The following is a 19479-nucleotide window of genomic DNA, read 5'->3' as shown; positions in this document are numbered from 1 at the left end:
GGGGAAACAATCCAGATGAGCCACGCCGACGAGGAACTGGACGCTCCGGCCGAGGGTCTCGGTCCCGCCCGCGTGTCGGCGGCGCTCGAAAGCTGCGGCTGCTTCGTCATCCGCAATGCCATGCCGCTGGAGACGATCGAGGCGATCGAGGGGCGGGTCCTCGACGGCTATGCTGCGCTCGATGCCGGCCACCAGGCCGGAACGCTGAGCCCCGAGACCGAGCGACGCTGCCATTCCTATGGCATTCTGAGGCCCTTCGAGGACGACCTGCCGCTCGGCGACGGCCAGCCGATGCGCATGGCCATGGAAGCCCTGATCCGCCAGCCTCTGCTCACTGACATCATTCGCCGGTATCTCGGGGAGCGGGTCACGCAGTTGATGGAAGCCTGTCATGTCCGCCGGCAGGGGCCGGACCAGATCGGCCGTCCCGTGCCGCCGCATCAGGATGCGAGCGTGATGCGGATGCAGGCGGGCCGGCTCCTGAATTTCTGGGTGCCGCTGACCGATGGCGCCGGCCATTCGGCGCCGGGGCTGGAGTTCTATCCGAAATCCCTCGACGCGATCGTGAACTGTTCGCGCCGCGGCGCGACAGGCGAACTGCGCCAGCGCATGTACTCGAATTTCGAGATCGACGAGGCGGCCATTCGTGAGGCCGTTGGCGATGTAGAGCCCTGGTCGCCAGTGCTGAACCGCGGGGACGTGATCTGTCTCGACGGCTGGTCGATTCATCGCACGGGCTTCAAGCCATCCATGTCGCGGATGCGCTACAATTTCGAGATGCGCTTTTGCCGGAGCGAAGACCTGACGCCCGCCATGCCCGGCGAAACCCGAGCCTTTCCGCTGGATCGGCAAGCGGCATGAGGATCGCCATTCTGGGTGCGACCGGTCAGATCGGCCGCGGGCTTTCCCGCGCCTATCACGATCGCGCCCGGCTGACGCTTTTCGCGCGCCGACCGGACCGGGCGGCGAGCCTGGCCGAGGCAGACGGGATCAAGGCCGAAGCCTTGCCGTTCGACCGCCTCGCTGACGGAGAATTCGATCTCATCATCAACGCCGTCGGCGATGGCGTCCCCGGGCGCATTCGCGCGGCAGGCGCCGACATTCTCGATGTGACGGCCCATTTCGACGCGTTCTGCCTGTCCTATCTCGAGCGCCACCCGACCTGCGGCTATGTTTTCCTCTCCACCGGCGCGATCTACGGGCCCGACTATGCGGGGGCCTTGAGGCCGGAGCAGGCACCGCAAGCATCGCTCGCGCCCGACAATTTCTATGCCCGCGCCAAGCTGGAAGCCGAAGATCGGCACCGGCGCCTGTCCCGCCATTCGATCGCGGACGTCCGGCTTTTCGGTTATGTCAGCCCTGAAATCGATCTCGGGAGCGATTTTCTGGTCGCGCAAATGCTCGACGCTCTGGTGGAAAGGGCAGTTTTCGTGACGCAGCCGGCCGATATCGTCCGGGACTATGTGGGACTCCGCGACCTTGTCGGGCTGATCGACGCCTGGATCGGCGCGGGCCGGCGCAATGGCGGCTACGATCTGCTCAGCGCTGCACCGACCAGCAAGATGCGTATCCTCGATGCACTGAAACGTGAGTTTGGCCTCGCCTGGGAGACGGAGGAGCCGGCCGAAGCGATCGAACTGGCCGCCCTCCCCCCTCGCCTCTCGCTCGACAGGTCAGCCGAGGCATTGGGTTTCCGTCCGCAGTCGACCTCGCTCGACAACGTGCTTTCGCTCGCCCATGGCCTGATGCGGGCCCGAGAACGCCAGACTGCGGGGGCGTGGGCATGACACTTCTCGTGACCGGCGCGTCGAGCTTCGTCGGCGCCGAGCTCATTCGCCAATGCCGCGCAGCCGGCATTCGGGTCGTCGGGCTCGACAGGGCGCCCCCGGCAGAAGCGTGCGACGAATTCATCGAAGCCGACATTCGCGACCCGGATCTCGCCAAGCGGCTCCCGGGAGGGATCGACGCGGTCGTTCATCTGGCGGCCATCGCCCGCGACAGCGACTGCCGCCGCGATCCGGTCGCGTGCTTCGACGTCAACGTCACCGGCACGGCCAATCTGTTTCGCGCCATGGTCGAACGGAACATTTCCCGCCTGATCTTCGCATCCAGCGAGTGGGTCTATGACCGGTTCGATCCCGGCATTGCGAAAACCGAAGACACGCCGATCGACGCACTGGCGCTCACCTCCGAATACGCGCTCTCGAAGCTGGCGGGCGAAGCTCTTCTGAAACAACAGCAGGCACGTCATCCCGAGATCGCGGTCACGGTCCTGCGCTTCGGCATCATCTACGGGCCGCGCCATGACAACTGGTCGGCGGTCGAGGCGCTTCTTGCCAAGGTGGCCGAGGGCGGCAACGTCGTGGTGGGCTCCGCCCGTACGGCGCGCGGCTTTCTGCATGTGGGCGACATCGCGCGCGCGATTCTGGCAGCACGAGACCGCACTGGCTTCGAGGTCTTCAACATCCAGCCGGACCGGCCGATCACCTTGCGCGAAGTAGTCGAGACGGCTGCAGGACTTCTCGGACACGAATGCCGACTGGTCGAAAGCGACCCGGACCATCCGAGCATCCGGAACGTCTCGGGCGTCCTTGCGTCTCAGTCCCTTGGCTGGCGGGCCGAAACCGACCTCGAAGCCGGGTTACGGGACGTGGCGCAGTTTCTGGGCCTGCTGCCGGCAAAGCCTGTCGAAAGCCCTGACGCATGATCCCGAACGCCTGTCTGATCTGCAGATGCCCGGACGCGTCCACGGTGTTTTCCTATGAGACGCCGGACATCTACGAACGGGCCGTCGGCGTTTCCGAAGAAGGCTATCGCCGCGCGTGGGTGCGCTGCACCCGGTGCGGCTTTCACTATTCGCGCTATGGTCGCGATCCCCAGATCATCCACACCATCTATGATCACGCCTATCGCGATCAGGCCGGCGGCTTTCGGCGCGAGAGCGCGGAAGCGACGTTCGAACGGATCGTAGCGCTGCCTCCCGCCGAATCGGAGTCCGCGCGGCGCGCGGAGACGATCCTCATGGACCTTGGCGAACTGACGGCCGATGGCGTGCTGGCGGACGCCAGGGATCGACCGCTGAGAATGCTCGATGTCGGAGGCGGCAACGGCATCTTCGTCTATGTCTTTCGGCAGCAGGCGGGCAGAAACGCCTCCGACTGGTCGGCTGCGATCGTCGATCCCGGTGCGCAGGGCCAATTCGTGGAACGGTTTGGCATCGGCTATTTTCAGCGCCGCTTCGATGACGCCTTCGCGGCAGGGCTGTTTCACCTGATCACGATGAACTATCTGCTCGAGCATGTCGCCGATCCGCGCGCCGTCCTGCAGACTGCCGCTGCCAATCTGGCCACAGGAGGCGCGCTTTATATCGAGGTGCCGGACGCCCTCGCCTTTCAGCGCAGACCACCCGAAGACGACATCTTCAACGCCTGTCATCTCTGGATGTTCGATCCACCCGCACTGATCACCCTTCTCTCGGAGGTCGGATTGTCCTCCTTGCGGATGCGGCGTACGAAGAGCCCGCGTGGGCACTACGCCCTTTCGGTCCTGGCGGGTCGCCCATGACAACCTCGCCATCCAACGCCATGACCTGTTTCGATCCCGTCTTGCCGCCGGTCGTCACCGCACCGTTTCAACGCCATGTGGACTGGCGCGGTTCACTGGTGAAGCTCGTGGCCGGTGGAAGGATGACGGCCGAGGGACTGGCGGTCGATGCCAAGCAGGTACTCTTCTCCGCAACGCGCGAACCGTACGTCCTGCGTGGCCTGCACTGCCAACTTGCCCCCCACAGCGAAGGCAAGGTCATCGCCGCCGTCTCGGGCCAGATGTTCTGGGTAGTGGTGGATCTGCGCAGACAAAGCCGCAGCTTCGGACGCTGGCAGGGCTTCAGGCTCTCGCCGGAAGCGGAGGGCGGGGCAGCGGGTCTGAAGGTGCCGCCGGGCTTTGCCCATGGCTGCCTCTCCCTTTCGGCCCACGCCGATCTGGTCATCTTCGCCGATCGCGACTATGCGGCCGCAGCCGGAGCGGGTATCGCCTGGAACGATCCGGAACTGGCCATCGACTGGCCGCTCGACAACCACCAGCCGCAACTATCGGACGAGCACGCCAGTTATTCCTCCTTCGCCGAGTTCAGAGCCAACCATGGAAGCCTTTGAAACCAGCAAGTCTCCCCTTGCCCGAGATTCGATCGAGCAGGCCGGCGAAGTGATGGAGACACTCGCGTGGGAAATGCTGCGCCTGCGCCTGTCGATGCTCGTGGTCAACGAACTCGTCAAACGGCGAGCCTTTCAGGTGCCGATCCATCTGGCGCTCGGCCACGAGGCCGTCGCGGTCGCGGTCTCCATGGCGATGGGCGCGCATGATCGCCTGCTGCTGACCCACCGCAACATTCACTACAACATCGCCCGGAATGCCGATCTCGCGGCCGAAATCGCCGAGTACCGGCTGGAGAGGGACGCGCCAGGCGGCGGCCGCTTCGGAGCGATGAACCTGATCGCTCCGGAGAACGGTATCGTCTACACGTCGAGCATTCTCGGCAATTGCCTGCCCGTTGCGGTGGGTGTCGCGAAGGGCCGCGCGGTCAAGCAGGCCGACGCCGTGACTTTCGCGGTGACCGGTGACGGGGCGCTCGAAGAAGGCGCCTTTTACGAAGCCCTCATGATGGCGACGAGCCTGCGCCTGCCACTGATCTTCCTCGTCGAGAACAATGACTGGTCGATGTATACCCGCGTCGCCGAACGCCGCTGCGCCTTGGATCTACAGCGATTGGCCGAGGCTTTCGCGATTCCCTTTCGCAGACTTTCCGGGGATGACGCCGAGGCCTGTCTCAAGGGGATGACGGCGCTCCGGGCCGACGTCGCCGAAGCGCAGAGGCCGGCCATCGTGGAAGTGACCCTGGCGACCCTCGGCGACCGGGAGGTCACCGAAGAAGGCAAGCCGCCACGCACCATCAACTACCACCATGGCGGCGCGGCCCATATCAGCTACGAAGCGGGGCCGATCATCGAAGAAAGCGAGCGCGATCCGCTCTATCGGCTTTCGGGCCGACTTCCTGCCGAAACCTGGCGCCGGCTTGTCGCGGAAGCCCGCGCGCCTTTGGACGGGTTCCTGGCATGACCTTTGTCGAAATCATCAATGCCGCGATCAGGGAGCGGCTCGCCAGGGCGGACCGCGTCGTCTGCTTCGGCCAGAACATCACCGTCGCCAGCTGCCTCTCGGGTCTGACGCGAGACCTTGCGGTGCATGCAGGCATCGAGGCGATCAACACGCCGAACTGCGAAAACGCCATGGCCGGCTTCGGCTTCGGCCTGATGCTCGAAGGCGTGGACTCCATCTTCTTCGTCAAGCAGCTCGATTTCCTGCTGCTTGCGGCCGACCAGATGGTCAACACCTGGAACATGGCGCGTCAGGCGGGCGCGACCGGCTCCTTCACCATCGTGCCGATCGTGGTCGACAGCGGCTTCGAAGGGCCCCAGTCGCGATTGAACAATCTCGCCGATTTCTGTTCGCTCGGCGACTTCGAGGCCTATGCACTCTCTGATGCGAATGCGGCCGAGACGATTATCGCACGTCATCTCGTGGCACCGGGCTTTCGCCTTCTGGCGCCAAGCCAGCGGTTGTTCCGCAGCGCCGCGGACCAGGAAGCGCCGGAAGGGATCGACGGAGAGGCCGGCATTTTCAAGCTCGCGTCCGGCGATGCCGCCACGGTCGTCGCCTTCAACTTCGCCTGGCCTCAGGCACGCAGCCTGCGCGCGGTCCTGGCAGCGGCCGGGCACCCGGCCGATCTCTTCGGGGTCGCCGCCGTCAATCGCATCGACTGGACGGCCATCGCCGAATCGGTCGCGCGCACCGGCCGGCTGATCCTGATCGACGATTCCCGCTCGATGAACCGCCCGGGCGAACGCCTGCGGAGCGCCCTCGCCGATCGCGGCATTGCGCACCGTGCCCTGCCCCTTTACCGCAGGATCGACAGGCGCGACCTCTCTCCCAATCCCGATCGCTTCGTCCTGGACGAGGCGGCCGTTCTCGAATGGATCGCGAGATCCGAATTCTCAGTGACAGACCGGACAATCGGCCATGCCCATGGATGAGCTCACCCGCTATCTCTTCGACCTGAACGGCTATGTGGTCCTGAAGAACGTGCTTTCGCCGGAACAGATCGCGCGCATCAATGCGCGGATGGACGAGATGGAGAATGCCGCCGAAGAGGCCCTGCCGCCCCATGTCGTGTGCAGCAAGCCGCGTACCGCCGAAGAGCTCTATCTGTCGAACATCGCCGAGGCGGGGCCGGAATTCGAGGCGCTGATCGACATCCCGCAAGTCCTCGACGTCATCCGCGAAACGACCCTCGGGCTGTTCCGCCTCAACCACACTTATGCGATCTACCACTGGAAGGGCGGCGAAACGCCGCTTCACATGGCCGGAACGCCGATTCACCCGAAGGCGCACTACGAGGCCCGCAACGGCCAGATCTTCTCCGTCCTGACCAAGGTCGTGTTCCCCATCGCCAATCACGGCATCGAGGATGGCTGCTTCGCGGCGATCCCCGGTTCCCACAAGGCGAATTTTCCCCGGCCCGGCGATGCGAGCGGCGACGAGATCGGCCTGATCCCTCTCGATACGGAGCCAGGCGACGCGATCATCTTCACCGAAGCCATGACCCATGGCAGCTTTCCCAATGTCTCGGGTCGCGGGCGCCGCACGCTCTACTACTGCTACAGCGTCGGCTACATGCCGGACTGGACGAAGTTCCATCTCACCTTCAGCGACGCGCTGATGGACCGCGTCAGCGACGCGCAGCGCGAGGTGATGCGGCTCAAGATCAGCTGAGCGGCCTTTTGCCCCAACCGGTCAGGGGCCGAGGGGCTCGAAGTCAGCCAGATGCAAGAGGCTCACGCTAGCCTTGGGGCACCCATGCCCTATCCCCACTGCGTGAGACGATGAAACTCGACAAGCTGATTGCTCAGGCCAGGCGCCACGAAAAGAATGGCGAGTTCGCCGAAGCGATCGGCCTCTATACCAGCATCCTTGCCAGGTTTCCGCAGAACCAGCGCGCTCAAAAGGGGCTGGAAGCCTTGCGCGGACGGGCCTTCGATCCGCCGATCGAAAGCTTGAACGAACTGGCAGCACTTTATCATCGCGGCGACTTCGGCGCCGTGACGCTGCGCGGCGCGGTGCTGGCCAAGACCTATCCCCGCTCGGCAACCCTGTGGAACATCCTGGGCAGCGCCAACAAGAGTCTTGGTCGCCTCGACGCGGCGATGGAGAATTTCCGGAACGCCGTCGCGGCCAACCCTCAGGATGCCGACGCGCACAACAATCTGGGTGTCGTTCTCAAGGCGCAGAACCGCAAGAATGATGCGCGCGCCGCGTTCGAGAAAGCGATCGCGCTCTCGCCGACCCATGCCGGCGCGCGGACGAACCTCGGCGGCCTTCTGCGCGATCAGCATCGGTATGACGAGGCGCTGACGCATTATGGCGAGGCGGCGCGCGTCGCCAGGGACGATCCCGACCTGTTCTACAATATCGCCGGCACCCATCAGATGATGGGAAACGCCGACGAAGCCGTCGCAAACTTCATCCGGACGCTGGAGCTTTCGCCCGGTCACGGCAAGGCGCGTGCCTATCTCCTGCATCAACTCGCCCATCTGTGCGACTGGCAACGCTTCGAGATGTACAGTCAGGACCTCGAAAACCTCGGCCTGACGACTGAGGCGGTCGACCCGTTCACGACCTTGGCGCTGGAAGATGCGCCGGCGCGTCAGCGCCGGCGGTCGGAGCGATGGGTGGAACGGTTCACTGCTTCAGAACCGCTCCCTTCGCCGCTGGTCTCCGGGCAATCAAATCGGATCAGGGTCGGTTACTTCTCGGCCGACTTCCACTCCCATGCCACCATGTGCCTGATGTCACAGGTCTTCGCCCATCACGACCGCGATGCCTTTGATATCCTCCTGTATTCCTTCGGCACTGAAACGGACGAAAGGATCACGGCGGACCTGAAGAAATCAGTGAGCCGGTTCGACGATGTCCGTGCGCTCACGGACCGTGAGATTGCCGAGCGCGCCCGAGCCGACGGTCTCGACATCGCGGTCGATCTCAAGGGGTTCACCAAGAACTCGCGGCCGGGCATCTTCTTCCACCGCGCAGCGCCGATCCAGATCAGCTATCTCGGCTACCCGGCGACGATGGGGGCGCCTGCCATCGACTATCTCGTCGCCGATCCCGTGATCATCCCACCCGATCTGGAGAAGCACTACAGCGAAGCGATCATCCGCCTGCCCCATACCTATCAGGCGACGGACGACACGCGCGCGATCCCCGACACCTCCCTGACCCGCGAGGATTTCGGCCTGCCTCCATCCGGCTTCGTCTTCTGCTGCTTCAATGGGACCTACAAGATCACGCCGCGAGAATTCGCGATCTGGATGCGTCTCCTACGAAGGGTCGAGGGCAGCTGCCTTTGGCTTCTCCGGTCTCATTCCGAGGCCGAGAGCAATCTGAAGCAGGCCGCGGCGCGCTACGGCATCGATCCGGATCGCATTGTCTTTGCCGAAAAGACCGATCACGCCAGCCATCTTGCACGACAAGGACTTGCCGACCTGTTCCTCGACACCTTTGTCGTCAACGCTCACACGACGGCCAGTGACGCGCTCTGGGCAGGCCTGCCTGTCCTGACCCGGATCGGCGACCAGTTCGCGGCACGGGTCGCCGCCAGCGTCCTGACGGCGATCGGGCTGCCTGAACTGATCACGAAAAGCGACGAAGCCTATGAGCAGTTGGCGCTCGAGATCGCCCGTGACCGTGAGAAGCACGCCACCTTGCGCGAAAAGCTTGCCCAAAACCGCCTGACCACGCCACTGTTTCAGAGCGAGCGCTACACGCGCAATCTCGAACGCGCCTACCGTCTGGTCCATGAACGCCATGCCGCCGGCCTGCCACCGCAGGCCCTTTCTGTTGGGGAAGATTCCACAGACGAGAATCCCCTCCGACTGGCGGCAGGCTGAGGTTTCTCCGAACAAAACAGCGCCGGCTGGCCCTTCGGCCCACCGGCGCTGCACATTCCTCATGAATCAGCTGGTTGGCAGCCGCGTCAGCTCACATAGGCCGTCCGGTCGCCATTCGTCTCCAGAAGAGCGACCCGCAGCTTCTCCAGCGCCCGCGTCTCGATCTGACGAACCCGCTCCTTGGAGATGCCCAGCTTCGTGCCAAGCGCTTCCAGCGTGGCACCGTCGTCCTGAAGCCGGCGCTCGCGGATGATCTTGAGCTCGCGCTCCGACAACACATCCAGCGCCGTGTTCAGCCATGTGACGCGGCGCTCGTCGTCGATCGAGCTCGAGACCATCTCGTCCGGCAGGGGCGCATCGGAAACCAGGAAGTCCTGGCGATCGGCACTTCCGGATTCATCCTCGATCAGCGGCGCGTTGAGCGACGAGTCCGGCCCCGACAGGCGCGAATCCATCAACGCGACATCGCCCTCGGAAACCTTCAGGGCCGTCGCGATCTCGCGATACATCGCCGAACCGGAGATGCTTTCGGAGCCCTGGCTGAGGCGGGCCCGCAGCCGGCGCAGATTGAAGAAGAGTGCCTTCTGGGCGGAAGAGGTGCCGCCGCGCACGATCGACCAGTTGCGCAGGATGTAATCCTGGATAGAGGCGCGGATCCACCAGGTCGCGTATGTGGAGAACCGCACTTCCCGTTCAGGCTCGAAACGCGCCGCCGCTTCGAGAAGACCGACATGGCCTTCCTGGATGAGATCGCTCATCGGCAAACCGAAATGGCGGAACTTGGATGCCATGGAAATCACCAGGCGCATATGCGCCGAGGTGATCTTATGCAGGGCCTCCTGGTCGCCCTGTTCCTTCCAGCGGACCGCCAGCTCGTATTCTTCCTCTCGCTGGAGATAGGGAGCGGCCATCGCGGCACGGATCATGGTGCGACGAGCAGACTGAGATTTCATGAGAACCCTCCGGTCGATCAGAACGGCTTGTGATGCGTCTGGCGCGCGTGGACACACGCCCCGGGTCCTCGGTTAACGCGGACATGATCCAAACGTTCCCAAAAGGGCAAACTTTTTGCGGCGATGTAGAAGGGGAAGCGAAAAAGGCAAGCGTTTCATTCAGATAACGCTCACGTTTCATACTTGTAACATCGCCGACCGATAAAAAAAAGACCGGCCGCCGAAAAGGCTGGCCGGTCTTTTTCTGGTGGTCTCCGCCGTTCGAGGGAATTGCCGATCCCACTCCAGCGCGGGAGAGGTCGGCTTCGAGCCTCAGGAAACGCCGCGACGCATCGCGCTCAGGCGGCGCGCTCCTGGGTCTCGTCGACCTCTTCGCTTTCGCTGTCGCCCTCGGCCTCGGATTCATCCGCCTCGGCCTTGGCGCCGCGCTTCGGACCCTTGTTGAGGTTCACTTCGATCAGGCGCACAGCCTCGGTCTCGGAGACCTCGTTGACCGCCGCCAGTTCGCGAGCCATGCGGCCGAGCGCGGCTTCATAAAGCTGCCGCTCGGAATAGGACTGCTCGGGCTGGCTCTCGGCGCGGTAGAGGTCGCGCACGACTTCCGCGATCTGGATCAGGTCGCCGGAATTGATCTTGGCGTCGTATTCCTGAGCGCGGCGGCTCCACATGGTCTTCTTCACGCGGGCACGGCCCTGGACAACCTTCAGCGCACGATCGACGAAATCGGTCTCGGACAGCTTGCGCATGCCGACCGACTTCGCTTTGGCAACCGGAACCTTCAGGCGCATCTTGTCCTTCTCGAAATCGATGACGAACAGTTCGAGGGTCATCCCCGCAACGACCTGCTCTTCGATCGCGACAATCTGCCCAACGCCGTGAGCCGGGTAAACGATGCTCTCGCCCGTCTTGAAACCCTGGCTGGCCGTTGCCTTTTTCTGACTGCTCATACGCTTTTTCTAACTCCCTGTTGTGTCCGGCCATGACAGCCGCTAGACACGGGCGGTGGCGAACCGGCCACCGATTTGCGCCGACCCCGTCGGGGTCGACAGACCGCAGTCGGCCGTCGAAAGACGCCCCTGCTGGCAAGACGCATGAACGGAACGGTTCATCTTCGAGAACCGCCGACATGGTTGCGAGTGGGAGAGCATCCTTCCGGAAACCTGCGAGCGCCGATTGGGGTGACGTTTTGCGCCTTACGCCCGACTGTGCCCGTAGCTTACGATATTCTGCGGAAAAATTCAAGGATTTCGGGTGTCTGCCAGCAATGTGCAGCGCAACAACCGGATTCGTCTGATTTTGGGACGAATCCGGTTAGCTGATGTCCCGTCGCCGCTCACATTTGCAGCAGAGTGGCTATCCGAGAAGCGTGATCGATCATAGCCGGCACAGCCGGACCACCCTTGGACGCCAAGTCCGGTCGTTCTCACGATGCAACTGCGGCCGCTCATGAGATGGCATCGCAAGTCCTGTGCGATGGGCAGCCGCAGCCCTGAACCAGGCTCACGGCGACCTTCGCGAGGCTGCACCGACCAAGCCGATCCCGACTAGATCACGCGGAAGCCGCGCTCAGTCCCCCTGGCCGGGCTCTGCCGAGAAGTACTTCTCGAACTTGCCCGCTTCACCGTCGTATTTCTCGGCATCCTCGGGCGCTTCGCGCTTGACGGTGATGTTCGGCCACTTGTCGGCATATTCCGCATTGACCGTCAGCCATTTCTCGAGGTCGGGCTCGGTGTCGGGCTTGATCGCCTCGGCGGGGCATTCGGGCTCGCAGACTCCGCAGTCGATGCACTCGTCAGGATGGATGACGAGCATGTTGTCTCCCTCGTAGAAGCAATCCACCGGACACACCTCGACGCAGTCCATGTATTTGCACCGAATGCAATTGTCGGTCACGACGTAGGTCATTCAACATCCTCTCGAACAGCCGCTGACGGGCAGCCGTGTCATGCGCGCGCCTGCCTGGACGACGGCAGTCGCATCATTCGTGGGTGGACGTAGCCACTCCCCCTTGCCCATGCAAGCGCAAAGCTTGTCGTCAAATGGTGCATTTCGGCAAAGCTGTTTCAAATGCTGAGCGGGCCGGGCCGGCGTCTCAGCCCGCCTCGCCCTGCTTCAGGCGCTGCAACGCCCGGCGATCCTTCTTGGACGGGCGCCCTGCCCCGGCCTCGGGTGCCGCGGCCGGACCGCGGGACGACGGATTGTCGTCTTTGTCCGGCGTTGCGGGAACAATCTCTTCGTAGAGCGTCGCCGCTTCGGGCGCCGGGCCGCGCCGAAGCCCCGGCTGGCGAATCGTCAGGACTCGGACGGCCCGAGCATAGGAGATGGTCAGCGTATCGCCCACCCGCACCTGACGGGCCGGATTGTCGATCTTGTCCCGGTTCACCCGCACACCGCCCGACTGGACGAGCTTCTGGGCCAGCGTGCGGGATTTGACGATCCGCGCGAAGAAGAGCCATTTGTCGACCCGCTGGCTCGCCCCGCCCGCGCCGACTTCCCCAACGGGCTTATCCGCCTCAGCGACCAAGCTTTTCCTTCAGGGCCGCGAGTTTGGCGAAGGGCGAATCCGGGTCGACGCGCTGGGGCCCTTTTCCCGGACCCTTGCCAGGCGCATTGTCGGAACGACGGTTGCCGCCGCCCTCCTTGCCGCGATCGGGGCGATTCTTCTTGAAATCCTTCTGCGGCCGCTTCTTCCCCTCGAAGCGATCGCCGCGCTCCTGCGCGCCGCCGGCCTGCTCGCCCTGCCCCTGACGCCGCGGGCGGCGTCCCTGCCGGTTCTGAGCCGCGTTGCGATCGCCGCCGCGATGCGGCCGCCAGACCTGAACGACACGCGGTTCGGCCGGCTCGGCCGGCGTCTCCGCGGCAGCCGGGGACTCGGCGGGCGCTGGGGTCTCGGCCGCGCTCTCGCCTTCAGCGGAAGCAATTTCGGCGGACGGCTCGGATACCGGCTGGCCCGTCGCGTCACCAGCAGCGGCAGCTTCCTGCGCCTCGTCGGGCGCGTCGGTCACCCCGGCCTCGACCGCGGTCTCGACCGCCAGCTGGTCCTCGGCTGCCTCGACCTGGACCTGGGGTGCCTCCGCCGGGGCCTGAAGATCGGTCGCATCGACGCTCTGGGCATCGGAAAGCACCGGCGATTCGACGGCGACCTCCTCAGCGGTGTCCGCCGCAGAGGTCTGCGGCGCGTCGGAAGTTGGATCCGCGGTGGAGCCGACGATGGCATCCGCAGCGGCCTCGGCCGCAGCACGATCGCCGGGGCTCTCGGCCGAAGCGGCGGCCGCCGCGTCCGCGCTCGCCTGAGCGGCTTCGGCAGCCTTTCGGGCGGCTTCCGCCTTTTCCGCTTCCTCGCGAGCGGCGGCTTCGGCGTCCAGCCGCTGGAGTTCGCCCTCGACCGCAGTGGCATCCATCGTCTGGGGTCGATAGCCGAGACCCTTGAGGATCTCGTCCATGTCGTCGGCGGTGGCGCCCAGAATGGACATCATAGGCGGCGTCACCAGGAACTGAGCCCCGTTGAAGCCGCCGTCGGGCCGCTTGCCGGTTCCCGGCTTCCAGGAGAGCGCCGGACGGATGAGATCGGCCAGCCGCTCGAGAATGTCGACGCGCACGGCGCGACGCCCGAGCAGGCGATAGCCGGCCAGGCGGTAGAAGACCGGATCGAAACTCGTATCGGCCACGGCCGACGTGCGGCCGGTCGACAGAAGATGGGTGACGTCGCCGAAGCCCGGCCGCTCCCGGCCGTCGTTCTGGATCGCCCAGAGCAGCGTCAGCAGGCTCGCCGGCGCGGGTTTGATCAGGGTCGGGACGAAGATGTGGTAGGCACCGAAGCGCACGCCGCAGCGTCGCAGCGCCGCCCGGGCCTGCTGGTCGAGGCCGCGGACCTCTTCGGCCACATCCCGGCGTTGGAGCACGCCGAAATTCTCCACCAGCCGGTACGCAAGGCCTCGCGCAATGCCGTCGAGACCTTCAGCGGTCTGGAGGTCGACAAGGGGCTTCAGAAGCGTCGAGATCTGATAGGTGACGAAACGTTCGGCACGGTGAGCGACCTTGTCGCGCATCGGGCCCGTCAGCTGGTCGTCGGCCAGGAGCACGAGCCGCGGCTTCAGCGGCTCTTCGCCGGCGGTGAGCGTCGCGACCGGCGCGCCCAGCCAGCGCACAAGACCGTCCGAGCCCAGCGCCAGATCGCCGTTCGGCGCGTTGGCAAACCGCTCGGCCCGCTTCTCGAACTCGCCCGATAGCGCCTTCTGGGCGGCCGCACGCACGGCACGTCCGTCGGCTCCCTCCGCCTTGGTGTCGGGCGAGAACCTGAATCCCTGCAGTTCACCCACGGCATGGCCTTCGACCATGACCGTGCCGTCGCTGGCGATCTCGGCTTCCATGAATGCGTTCTCTCTCAGCCGCTTCGTCAAGACGCTTGTCCTGCGGTCTACGAAGCGTTTCGTCAACCTGTCGTGAAGTGCGTCGGAAAGACGGTCTTCGATGTCACGCGTCTTTTCCTGCCAGTGTGTCGGATCGGCCAACCAATCCGGCCGATGCGATATATAGGTCCAGGTCCTGATTTCGGCGATCCTCTGGGACAAGGTATCGAGATCGCCCTCGGTCCGATCGGCCCGGCGCACCTGGGCGGCCATGTAATCTTCCGAGACATGGCCGTTGTCGGCAAGGTCGTTGTAGATGGTGGCAATGATCTCGGCATGCTGGGCCGGCGCGATGCGGCGATAATCCGGCAGCTTGCAGGTTTCCCACAGCATTTCGACACGCCGGGCGCCGCGCGCCTTGCCGGTGATTTCGGAGTCCCTGGAAAGGAATTCCAGCGCACGCTGATCGACAGCCGGCAGCGCTTTGGTGAGCGCATCGCTCGGCGGCGGACGTTCCAAGCTCGCCTTCAGATCGTCGATCGAAGCGAAGTCGAGATCGCCGCTGCGCCATTGCAGAACGCGGACCGGCGCAAACGCGTGCCCCTCGACAGCTTCCACCAGTTCGTCGGACAGTGGATCGACCCGTCCCGTCACGCCGAAGGTGCCGTCGCGGACATGCCGCCCGGCGCGCCCGGCGATCTGGCCAAGCTCGGCCGGCGTCAGCTGTCGATATTGGTAGCCGTCGAACTTCCAGTCCTGTGCGAAGGCGACGTGATCGACATCGAGATTGAGGCCCATGCCAATGGCGTCGGTCGCGATCAGATAGTCCACCTCGCCGGTCTGATAGAGCTCCACCTGGGCGTTGCGGGTGCGCGGGCTGAGCGCGCCCAGGACGACAGCCGCTCCGCCCCGTTGGCGGCGGATCAGCTCGGCGATAGCGTAGACCTCGTCAGCGGAGAACGCGACGATGGCGCTGCGTCGCGGCAGGCGGGTGATCTTCTTCGAGCCGGCATAGGTGAGGTTCGACAGGCGCGGCCGGGTGGTCATGGTCACGCCCGGCAGAAGTTGCTGCAGCACCCCTTGCATGGTCGACGAGCCGAGAAGCAGTGTCTCCTGAAAGCCCCGTGCCGTCAGAATGCGATCGGAAAAGACATGGCCGCGTTCGAGATCATTGGCGAGCTGCACCTCGTCGATCGCCACGAAATGCGTGCCTGGCACCCGCGGCATGGCTTCGACCGTGCAGACGAAATAGCGGGCGTTCGGCGGCTTGATCTTCTCTTCGCCGGTGATCAGTGCGACGGCGCCGACGCCCACCCGGTCGCAGACCTTCTGATAGACCTCCCGGGCGAGCAGACGCAGCGGCAGGCCGATCGTCCCGGAAGCATGGGCGATCATTCGCTCGATCGCCAGATAGGTCTTGCCCGTATTGGTCGGGCCGAGAACGGCGGTAACGTTCGAAGAATCGAAATGATCGCGCGTCGGCGAAAGCTGGCGTGAGGCCTGAAACTGTTGGGTCATGCACCCGTCGTCTTGCTCGCGTGCGGTCCGGCAAGGGACCGTCGTCTATCCGCTTACCTAATGTCCGGATCTCAAAAGCGAAACCGCCATCGCCGCGGAGGGCCGCAAAAGCCCGCGCGAAAGCGCTAGAAAAAGAAGATCAACCTTTCGCCGTCTGCCGATCGGCCGCGGCGAGCATGTCGAAGTCGAAGGACGACGAATCAGCCTCGCTCCGGCGCTGCAATGTCGAGCTGCTGGCGACGAAACGCGCGTCGCAAGCCGCCCGCAGTGCTCCGTCGCGGCCAAGGGCGCTATCGAACAAATCGACCACGAGCCGGTTGGGATCAGGCGCATGCCGGCAGAACGGCACGAGCGCCGCCGCTGCATCCGTCGGCGCGACGAGGGTGGCGAGAATACCGAGAGCCACCGCAGGGGCGCGCCTCACGCTTTGCAGGCCATGGATCAGGAGCTTCGCATCAGCCGGCAACGTAGCGACCCGGGCGATGATCTCGTCGACCTCTTCCGCGGTCGGCGCGCCGGCAAGCCCCGGCTCGTCGACATCGTCGAATTCGAACATCCAGTGGTTTTCCGGAGCCACATCCTTCGGCCCGAGATAGTTTCGGCCGGGCGTCTTGATGGACAGGACATGGGTCGGCGCCAGTTCGCCGTGAAATCTTCGCGCTTCCGACTGCCCGCAGACCAGCATGCGACCCGGCCAGCCGTTCTGGTGCTGCCCCGGCGCATTGAGGACGTGAAAAGCGATCGCCAAAGGCCCCTCCCGGCGGCGCGGGTTCCATTTCGAGACAGGATAATGGCTGCTCTGACCGGATTTGGGAATACGCGTTCCTGGCTATCCACGAAACCCGGTCGTTACGACCGGCCATTTTCGACCGGCGCGTGTGAGCTCTCTTCCCCGTCCTCGTCTTCGTCGGTGCGGCGAAACAGGAATTTGTAAGTGCCGACACATCCGATCAGGCAGACAACAACGGCGGCGACGTAGAGCGGCCAAGTCGAATATCCCTCGAAGAGCTTCTGAAACGCGGTGCCGAAGGCATAGGCGAGGCCGCCATAGGCAAGGGACCAGAGCGCGGCACTGATGGAATTGTAGAGGAGAAAGACGCCCCAGTTCATGTGCATCGTGCCGGCGACGAAGCCGTTCAACTGGCGCAGAATGATGACGAAGCGGGCGACGAGGACAACGGCGAAGCCATATTCCTGGAACCGCTCCTCGACCATCTTGAAGCGCTTTTCGCCCAGACCGAAACGCTCGCCCCACCGCACGACGATCTTCCGCCCGTAGCGACGCCCGACGGCATAGCCGAGATTGTCGCCGACGACCGAGCCAGCCCAGGCCGTCAGAAGCACGAGAAAGATGTTGAACGTCCCCTCACCGGCCAGGAGGCCGCCTGCGACGACGAGGCTCTCGCCAGGAAGCGGCAGACCGGTCGATTCCAGCAGCACCACCAGAAACAGGAAGGCATAGCCGTAATGGGCGAGATAATCGGTCACGAAGGTCCGGATCTGTAAATCGGCAGCGGCTCGCCCGTTGGCTTGCATGGCTTTCGTCCCGACGACAAGTCGTCGCGGTGAGCTTTCTCGCCGGCTAGCGTTTAAGGAGCGCCACGGCCTCGACATGGTGCGACCACAGGAACTGATCGATCGGAGTGACCGCGGTCAGCCGATAGCCGCTATCCATGAGAATCTTCAGGTCGCGCCCCAGCGTGACGGGATTGCAGGACACAGCGGCAACCCGGCCGACCGAGGATGCTGCCAGTTCGCGCGCCACGCCTTCCGCGCCCGCGCGCGGCGGATCGAAGACGACGGCGTCGAAACGTTTGAGCTCCTTGGCCGGCAAGGGCCTGCGAAAGAGATCGCGCCGCTCGGTGGTCAAAGGCTTCAGACCGGAGGCTCCACGATGGGCCTGATCCTGGGCCGCCAAAGCCAAGGGCTCGGCCTCGACGGCATGAACTGCCGCACTTCGAGCGAGCCGCAGCGAAAACGTGCCGCAGCCGGAAAACAGATCCGCCACCCGTTTCGCGCCATCAATATGCGCCGCCACCCGTTCGGCCATGGCAGCTTCGGCTGTCGCCACCGCCTGAAGGAAGGCACCCGGTGGCGGTTCGACCGCGAGGCCGCCGAAGTCGACCAGCGGCGGCCGCGTCTTGAGGAGGGTTTCGCCGGCAAGCGACAGCCGCGCGATCCCCTCCTTCAAAGCAAGGCTGACGCCCTTCTGGCGGTTCGCTTCGGTGAGACGGGCCGCATCCGACAGGGCCACATCGAGCCCGGCCGTCGTCGCGGTGACCAGCAGCTTCAGCGGTCGCTTGCGGTCGATGAAGACGGCTGCGAGGTCCCTGAGAAAGGGAAGCGCCTCGACGATCGCCGGGACCGCGATGGGGCAGGCCTCGATCGCCACGACGCGATTCGACCGGGCGGCATGATAGCCGAGAAGAATGCGGCTTCCGGCACGCACTGCCGTCAGGGTCACCCGGCGGCGGGACGATGGAGCACACGGTACGAGCGCATCGACGTCGGCCTCGATCCCTGCCCGCTGGAGCGCCGAAACGACGAGGCCGCGCTTGAAGGTCCGATAAAGATCGTCACTCGCATGCTGGAGTTCGCAGCCGCCGCACTCCCCGAAATGCGGGCAGGCAGGCGGGCACCGCTCGGCCGATGGCGCGAGAACCGTCATCTGCGAGGCGTCGCGGGACGGAGCGCTCCACACCTCCACTGTCTCGCCTGGCAGCGAAAAGGGAACATAGGCCGGCCCCTCCGGCCCCATGGCGACGCCGTCGCCCTTCGCGCCGAGGCTGTCGATCACGAGTCTCACGGGCGCGCCTTTCGTCCATAAAGCAGGAATTCGCGATTGCCGTCGCCGCCCGCGATCGGCGACGGAATGACACCCCTCGCCTCCCAGCCGGGCTGCTGGTCGAGCCATTCCGCCATTTGGGCCGCGATCCTGTCCGCATCCGCTGGATCACGCAGCAGACCGCCCCTGCCGATCGCGTCCCGGCCCGCTTCGAATTGCGGCTTGACCAGAAAGATGCCCTCGGCACCTGGTTTCGCCAGCCCGATAGCCGGTGGCAGGGCAAGCTTCAGGGAAATGAAACTGACGTCAGAGACCAGGAGATCGATGCTGCGGCCACCGAGATGTTCCGCGGTCAGGTCGCGCGCATTCAGACCCTCGATGACCGAGACGCGAGGGTCGGCTGCGATCATCCCGTCGATCTGGTCGTGCCCCACATCGAGCGCTACCACATGATCCGCCCCGCGCTCGAGGAGAACCTGGGTGAAGCCACCGGTCGAGGCACCAATATCCAGTGCGGTGCGGCCGCTGACATTGATCTCGAAACCGTCGAGCCCGGCAATCAGCTTGAGAGCCGCGCGCGACACGTAGTCGCTGGCCGGGTCTTTGCAGGCGATTTCAGCACCTGGCCGAACAGAAAGGCCGGACTTCGTCGCCACGCGGCCGTCGACCGTGACATGGCCCCGGAGAACCGCGTCCCGCGCTCGTGATCGGGTCGGCGCAAGCCCACGCGCCACGAGCTCGGCATCGAGCCGCATCGTCTGATCGTTCGTTTTCGCCATCCGGTGGTCATGCGCCGAGATCGCGCCCAGCGCAAGCGAGATCGGACAGCGTCAGACCGGCAGCCGGTCGGTTCCCACCATGGGCAGGAACGC

18 protein-coding genes are annotated in these 19479 nt (G+C 64.7%); 9 read left to right on the top strand and 9 right to left on the bottom strand.

The genetic code is table 11. The features are described from left to right. Nucleotides 1-15 precede the first annotated feature (15 nt). From MF134_RS10085 to MF134_RS10045, 9 genes are all read left to right on the top strand, one after another. Nucleotides 16-861: a phytanoyl-CoA dioxygenase family protein gene (locus MF134_RS10085; RefSeq protein ID WP_255339304.1), complete on the top strand. Its 846-nt coding sequence runs from the start codon at nucleotides 16-18 to the stop codon at nucleotides 859-861. Next, entirely contained in the window at nucleotides 858-1787 is a 930-nt protein-coding gene (locus tag MF134_RS10080) for an NAD-dependent epimerase/dehydratase family protein (RefSeq protein ID WP_255339303.1), read from the top strand. Before MF134_RS10085 ends, MF134_RS10080 begins: the two co-directional genes overlap by 4 nt. After that, nucleotides 1784-2707, top strand: a complete 924-nt coding sequence (locus tag MF134_RS10075; RefSeq protein ID WP_255339302.1) for an NAD-dependent epimerase/dehydratase family protein — start codon at nucleotides 1784-1786, stop codon at nucleotides 2705-2707. The genes MF134_RS10080 and MF134_RS10075 overlap by 4 nt, the downstream gene beginning before the upstream one ends. A 44-nt stretch (nucleotides 2708-2751) precedes the next feature. Next, complete coding sequence (locus tag MF134_RS10070) at nucleotides 2752-3564, top strand: class I SAM-dependent methyltransferase (RefSeq protein ID WP_255339301.1); 813 nt, start codon at nucleotides 2752-2754, stop codon at nucleotides 3562-3564. Then, entirely contained in the window at nucleotides 3561-4154 is a 594-nt protein-coding gene (locus tag MF134_RS10065; protein ID WP_255339300.1) for a dTDP-4-dehydrorhamnose 3,5-epimerase family protein, read from the top strand. Before MF134_RS10070 ends, MF134_RS10065 begins: the two co-directional genes overlap by 4 nt. After that, nucleotides 4141-5115: a thiamine pyrophosphate-dependent enzyme gene (locus MF134_RS10060; RefSeq protein WP_255339299.1), complete on the top strand. Its 975-nt coding sequence runs from the start codon at nucleotides 4141-4143 to the stop codon at nucleotides 5113-5115. Before MF134_RS10065 ends, MF134_RS10060 begins: the two co-directional genes overlap by 14 nt. Then, nucleotides 5112-6089, top strand: a complete 978-nt coding sequence (locus tag MF134_RS10055; protein WP_255339298.1) for a hypothetical protein — start codon at nucleotides 5112-5114, stop codon at nucleotides 6087-6089. Before MF134_RS10060 ends, MF134_RS10055 begins: the two co-directional genes overlap by 4 nt. Beyond that, nucleotides 6076-6828 (top strand): phytanoyl-CoA dioxygenase family protein, encoded by a 753-nt coding sequence (locus MF134_RS10050; RefSeq protein WP_255339297.1) that lies wholly within the window; start codon nucleotides 6076-6078, stop codon nucleotides 6826-6828. The genes MF134_RS10055 and MF134_RS10050 overlap by 14 nt, the downstream gene beginning before the upstream one ends. Nucleotides 6829-6938: 110 nt before the next feature. Further along, on the top strand, nucleotides 6939-9002 hold the full coding sequence (locus tag MF134_RS10045; RefSeq protein WP_255339296.1) for an O-linked N-acetylglucosamine transferase, SPINDLY family protein: 2064 nt from the start codon (nucleotides 6939-6941) through the stop codon (nucleotides 9000-9002). An 86-nt stretch (nucleotides 9003-9088) separates the two neighbouring features. Here MF134_RS10045 and MF134_RS10040 read toward each other — a convergent pair whose 3' ends face one another. The 9 genes from MF134_RS10040 to MF134_RS10000 form a co-directional block, all read right to left on the bottom strand. Continuing rightward, nucleotides 9089-9955: an RNA polymerase factor sigma-32 gene (locus MF134_RS10040; RefSeq protein ID WP_255339295.1), complete on the bottom strand. Its 867-nt coding sequence runs from the start codon at nucleotides 9953-9955 to the stop codon at nucleotides 9089-9091. Nucleotides 9956-10293: 338 nt separating this feature from the next. Further along, nucleotides 10294-10902, bottom strand: a complete 609-nt coding sequence (locus MF134_RS10035; protein ID WP_255339294.1) for a CarD family transcriptional regulator — start codon at nucleotides 10900-10902, stop codon at nucleotides 10294-10296. Between the two features lie 619 nt (nucleotides 10903-11521). Beyond that, nucleotides 11522-11860, bottom strand: a complete 339-nt coding sequence (gene fdxA / locus MF134_RS10030) for a ferredoxin FdxA (RefSeq protein WP_255339293.1) — start codon at nucleotides 11858-11860, stop codon at nucleotides 11522-11524. A 187-nt stretch (nucleotides 11861-12047) separates the two neighbouring features. Further along, nucleotides 12048-12479, bottom strand: a complete 432-nt coding sequence (locus MF134_RS10025; RefSeq protein WP_255339292.1) for an RNA-binding S4 domain-containing protein — start codon at nucleotides 12477-12479, stop codon at nucleotides 12048-12050. After that, nucleotides 12469-15822 (bottom strand): helicase-related protein, encoded by a 3354-nt coding sequence (locus MF134_RS10020; protein WP_255339291.1) that lies wholly within the window; start codon nucleotides 15820-15822, stop codon nucleotides 12469-12471. The genes MF134_RS10025 and MF134_RS10020 overlap by 11 nt, the downstream gene beginning before the upstream one ends. A 139-nt stretch (nucleotides 15823-15961) precedes the next feature. Beyond that, entirely contained in the window at nucleotides 15962-16570 is a 609-nt protein-coding gene (locus tag MF134_RS10015; protein ID WP_255339290.1) for a phosphatase, read from the bottom strand. A gap of 101 nt (nucleotides 16571-16671) precedes the next feature. Continuing rightward, nucleotides 16672-17358, bottom strand: a complete 687-nt coding sequence (locus tag MF134_RS10010) for a DedA family protein (RefSeq protein WP_255339289.1) — start codon at nucleotides 17356-17358, stop codon at nucleotides 16672-16674. Between the two features lie 46 nt (nucleotides 17359-17404). Continuing rightward, the gene (locus MF134_RS10005) at nucleotides 17405-18580 is read right to left on the bottom strand and encodes a class I SAM-dependent RNA methyltransferase (protein WP_255339354.1); all 1176 of its coding nucleotides are present in this window, start codon (nucleotides 18578-18580) and stop codon (nucleotides 17405-17407) included. A 44-nt stretch (nucleotides 18581-18624) separates the two neighbouring features. Next, entirely contained in the window at nucleotides 18625-19386 is a 762-nt protein-coding gene (locus tag MF134_RS10000; protein ID WP_255339288.1) for a TlyA family RNA methyltransferase, read from the bottom strand. Between the last annotated feature and the right edge of the window lie 93 nt (nucleotides 19387-19479).

Source organism: Jiella marina (genome assembly GCF_024359545.1).
Classification (GTDB): Bacteria; Pseudomonadota; Alphaproteobacteria; order Rhizobiales; family Rhizobiaceae; genus Jiella.
This window is presented reverse-complemented; position numbering and strand designations above follow the sequence as displayed.

Bases quoted from the DNA above. Each gene is read 5' to 3' on its own strand.
- MF134_RS10050 (WP_255339297.1), top strand. From the start codon at position 6,076: ATGCCCATGGATGAGCTCACCCGCTATCTCTTCGACCTGAACGGCTAT.
- MF134_RS10085 (WP_255339304.1), top strand. From the start codon at position 16: ATGAGCCACGCCGACGAGGAACTGGACGCTCCGGCCGAGGGTCTCGGT.
- MF134_RS10065 (WP_255339300.1), top strand. From the start codon at position 3,561: ATGACAACCTCGCCATCCAACGCCATGACCTGTTTCGATCCCGTCTTG.
- fdxA (WP_255339293.1), bottom strand. From the start codon at position 11,860: ATGACCTACGTCGTGACCGACAATTGCATTCGGTGCAAATACATGGAC.
- MF134_RS10080 (WP_255339303.1), top strand. From the start codon at position 858: ATGAGGATCGCCATTCTGGGTGCGACCGGTCAGATCGGCCGCGGGCTT.
- MF134_RS10020 (WP_255339291.1), bottom strand. From the start codon at position 15,822: ATGACCCAACAGTTTCAGGCCTCACGCCAGCTTTCGCCGACGCGCGAT.
- MF134_RS10010 (WP_255339289.1), bottom strand. From the start codon at position 17,358: ATGCAAGCCAACGGGCGAGCCGCTGCCGATTTACAGATCCGGACCTTC.
- MF134_RS10005 (WP_255339354.1), bottom strand. From the start codon at position 18,580: ATGGGGCCGGAGGGGCCGGCCTATGTTCCCTTTTCGCTGCCAGGCGAG.
- MF134_RS10040 (WP_255339295.1), bottom strand. From the start codon at position 9,955: ATGAAATCTCAGTCTGCTCGTCGCACCATGATCCGTGCCGCGATGGCC.
- MF134_RS10060 (WP_255339299.1), top strand. From the start codon at position 4,141: ATGGAAGCCTTTGAAACCAGCAAGTCTCCCCTTGCCCGAGATTCGATC.
- MF134_RS10035 (WP_255339294.1), bottom strand. From the start codon at position 10,902: ATGAGCAGTCAGAAAAAGGCAACGGCCAGCCAGGGTTTCAAGACGGGC.
- MF134_RS10055 (WP_255339298.1), top strand. From the start codon at position 5,112: ATGACCTTTGTCGAAATCATCAATGCCGCGATCAGGGAGCGGCTCGCC.
- MF134_RS10045 (WP_255339296.1), top strand. From the start codon at position 6,939: ATGAAACTCGACAAGCTGATTGCTCAGGCCAGGCGCCACGAAAAGAAT.
- MF134_RS10075 (WP_255339302.1), top strand. From the start codon at position 1,784: ATGACACTTCTCGTGACCGGCGCGTCGAGCTTCGTCGGCGCCGAGCTC.
- MF134_RS10000 (WP_255339288.1), bottom strand. From the start codon at position 19,386: ATGGCGAAAACGAACGATCAGACGATGCGGCTCGATGCCGAGCTCGTG.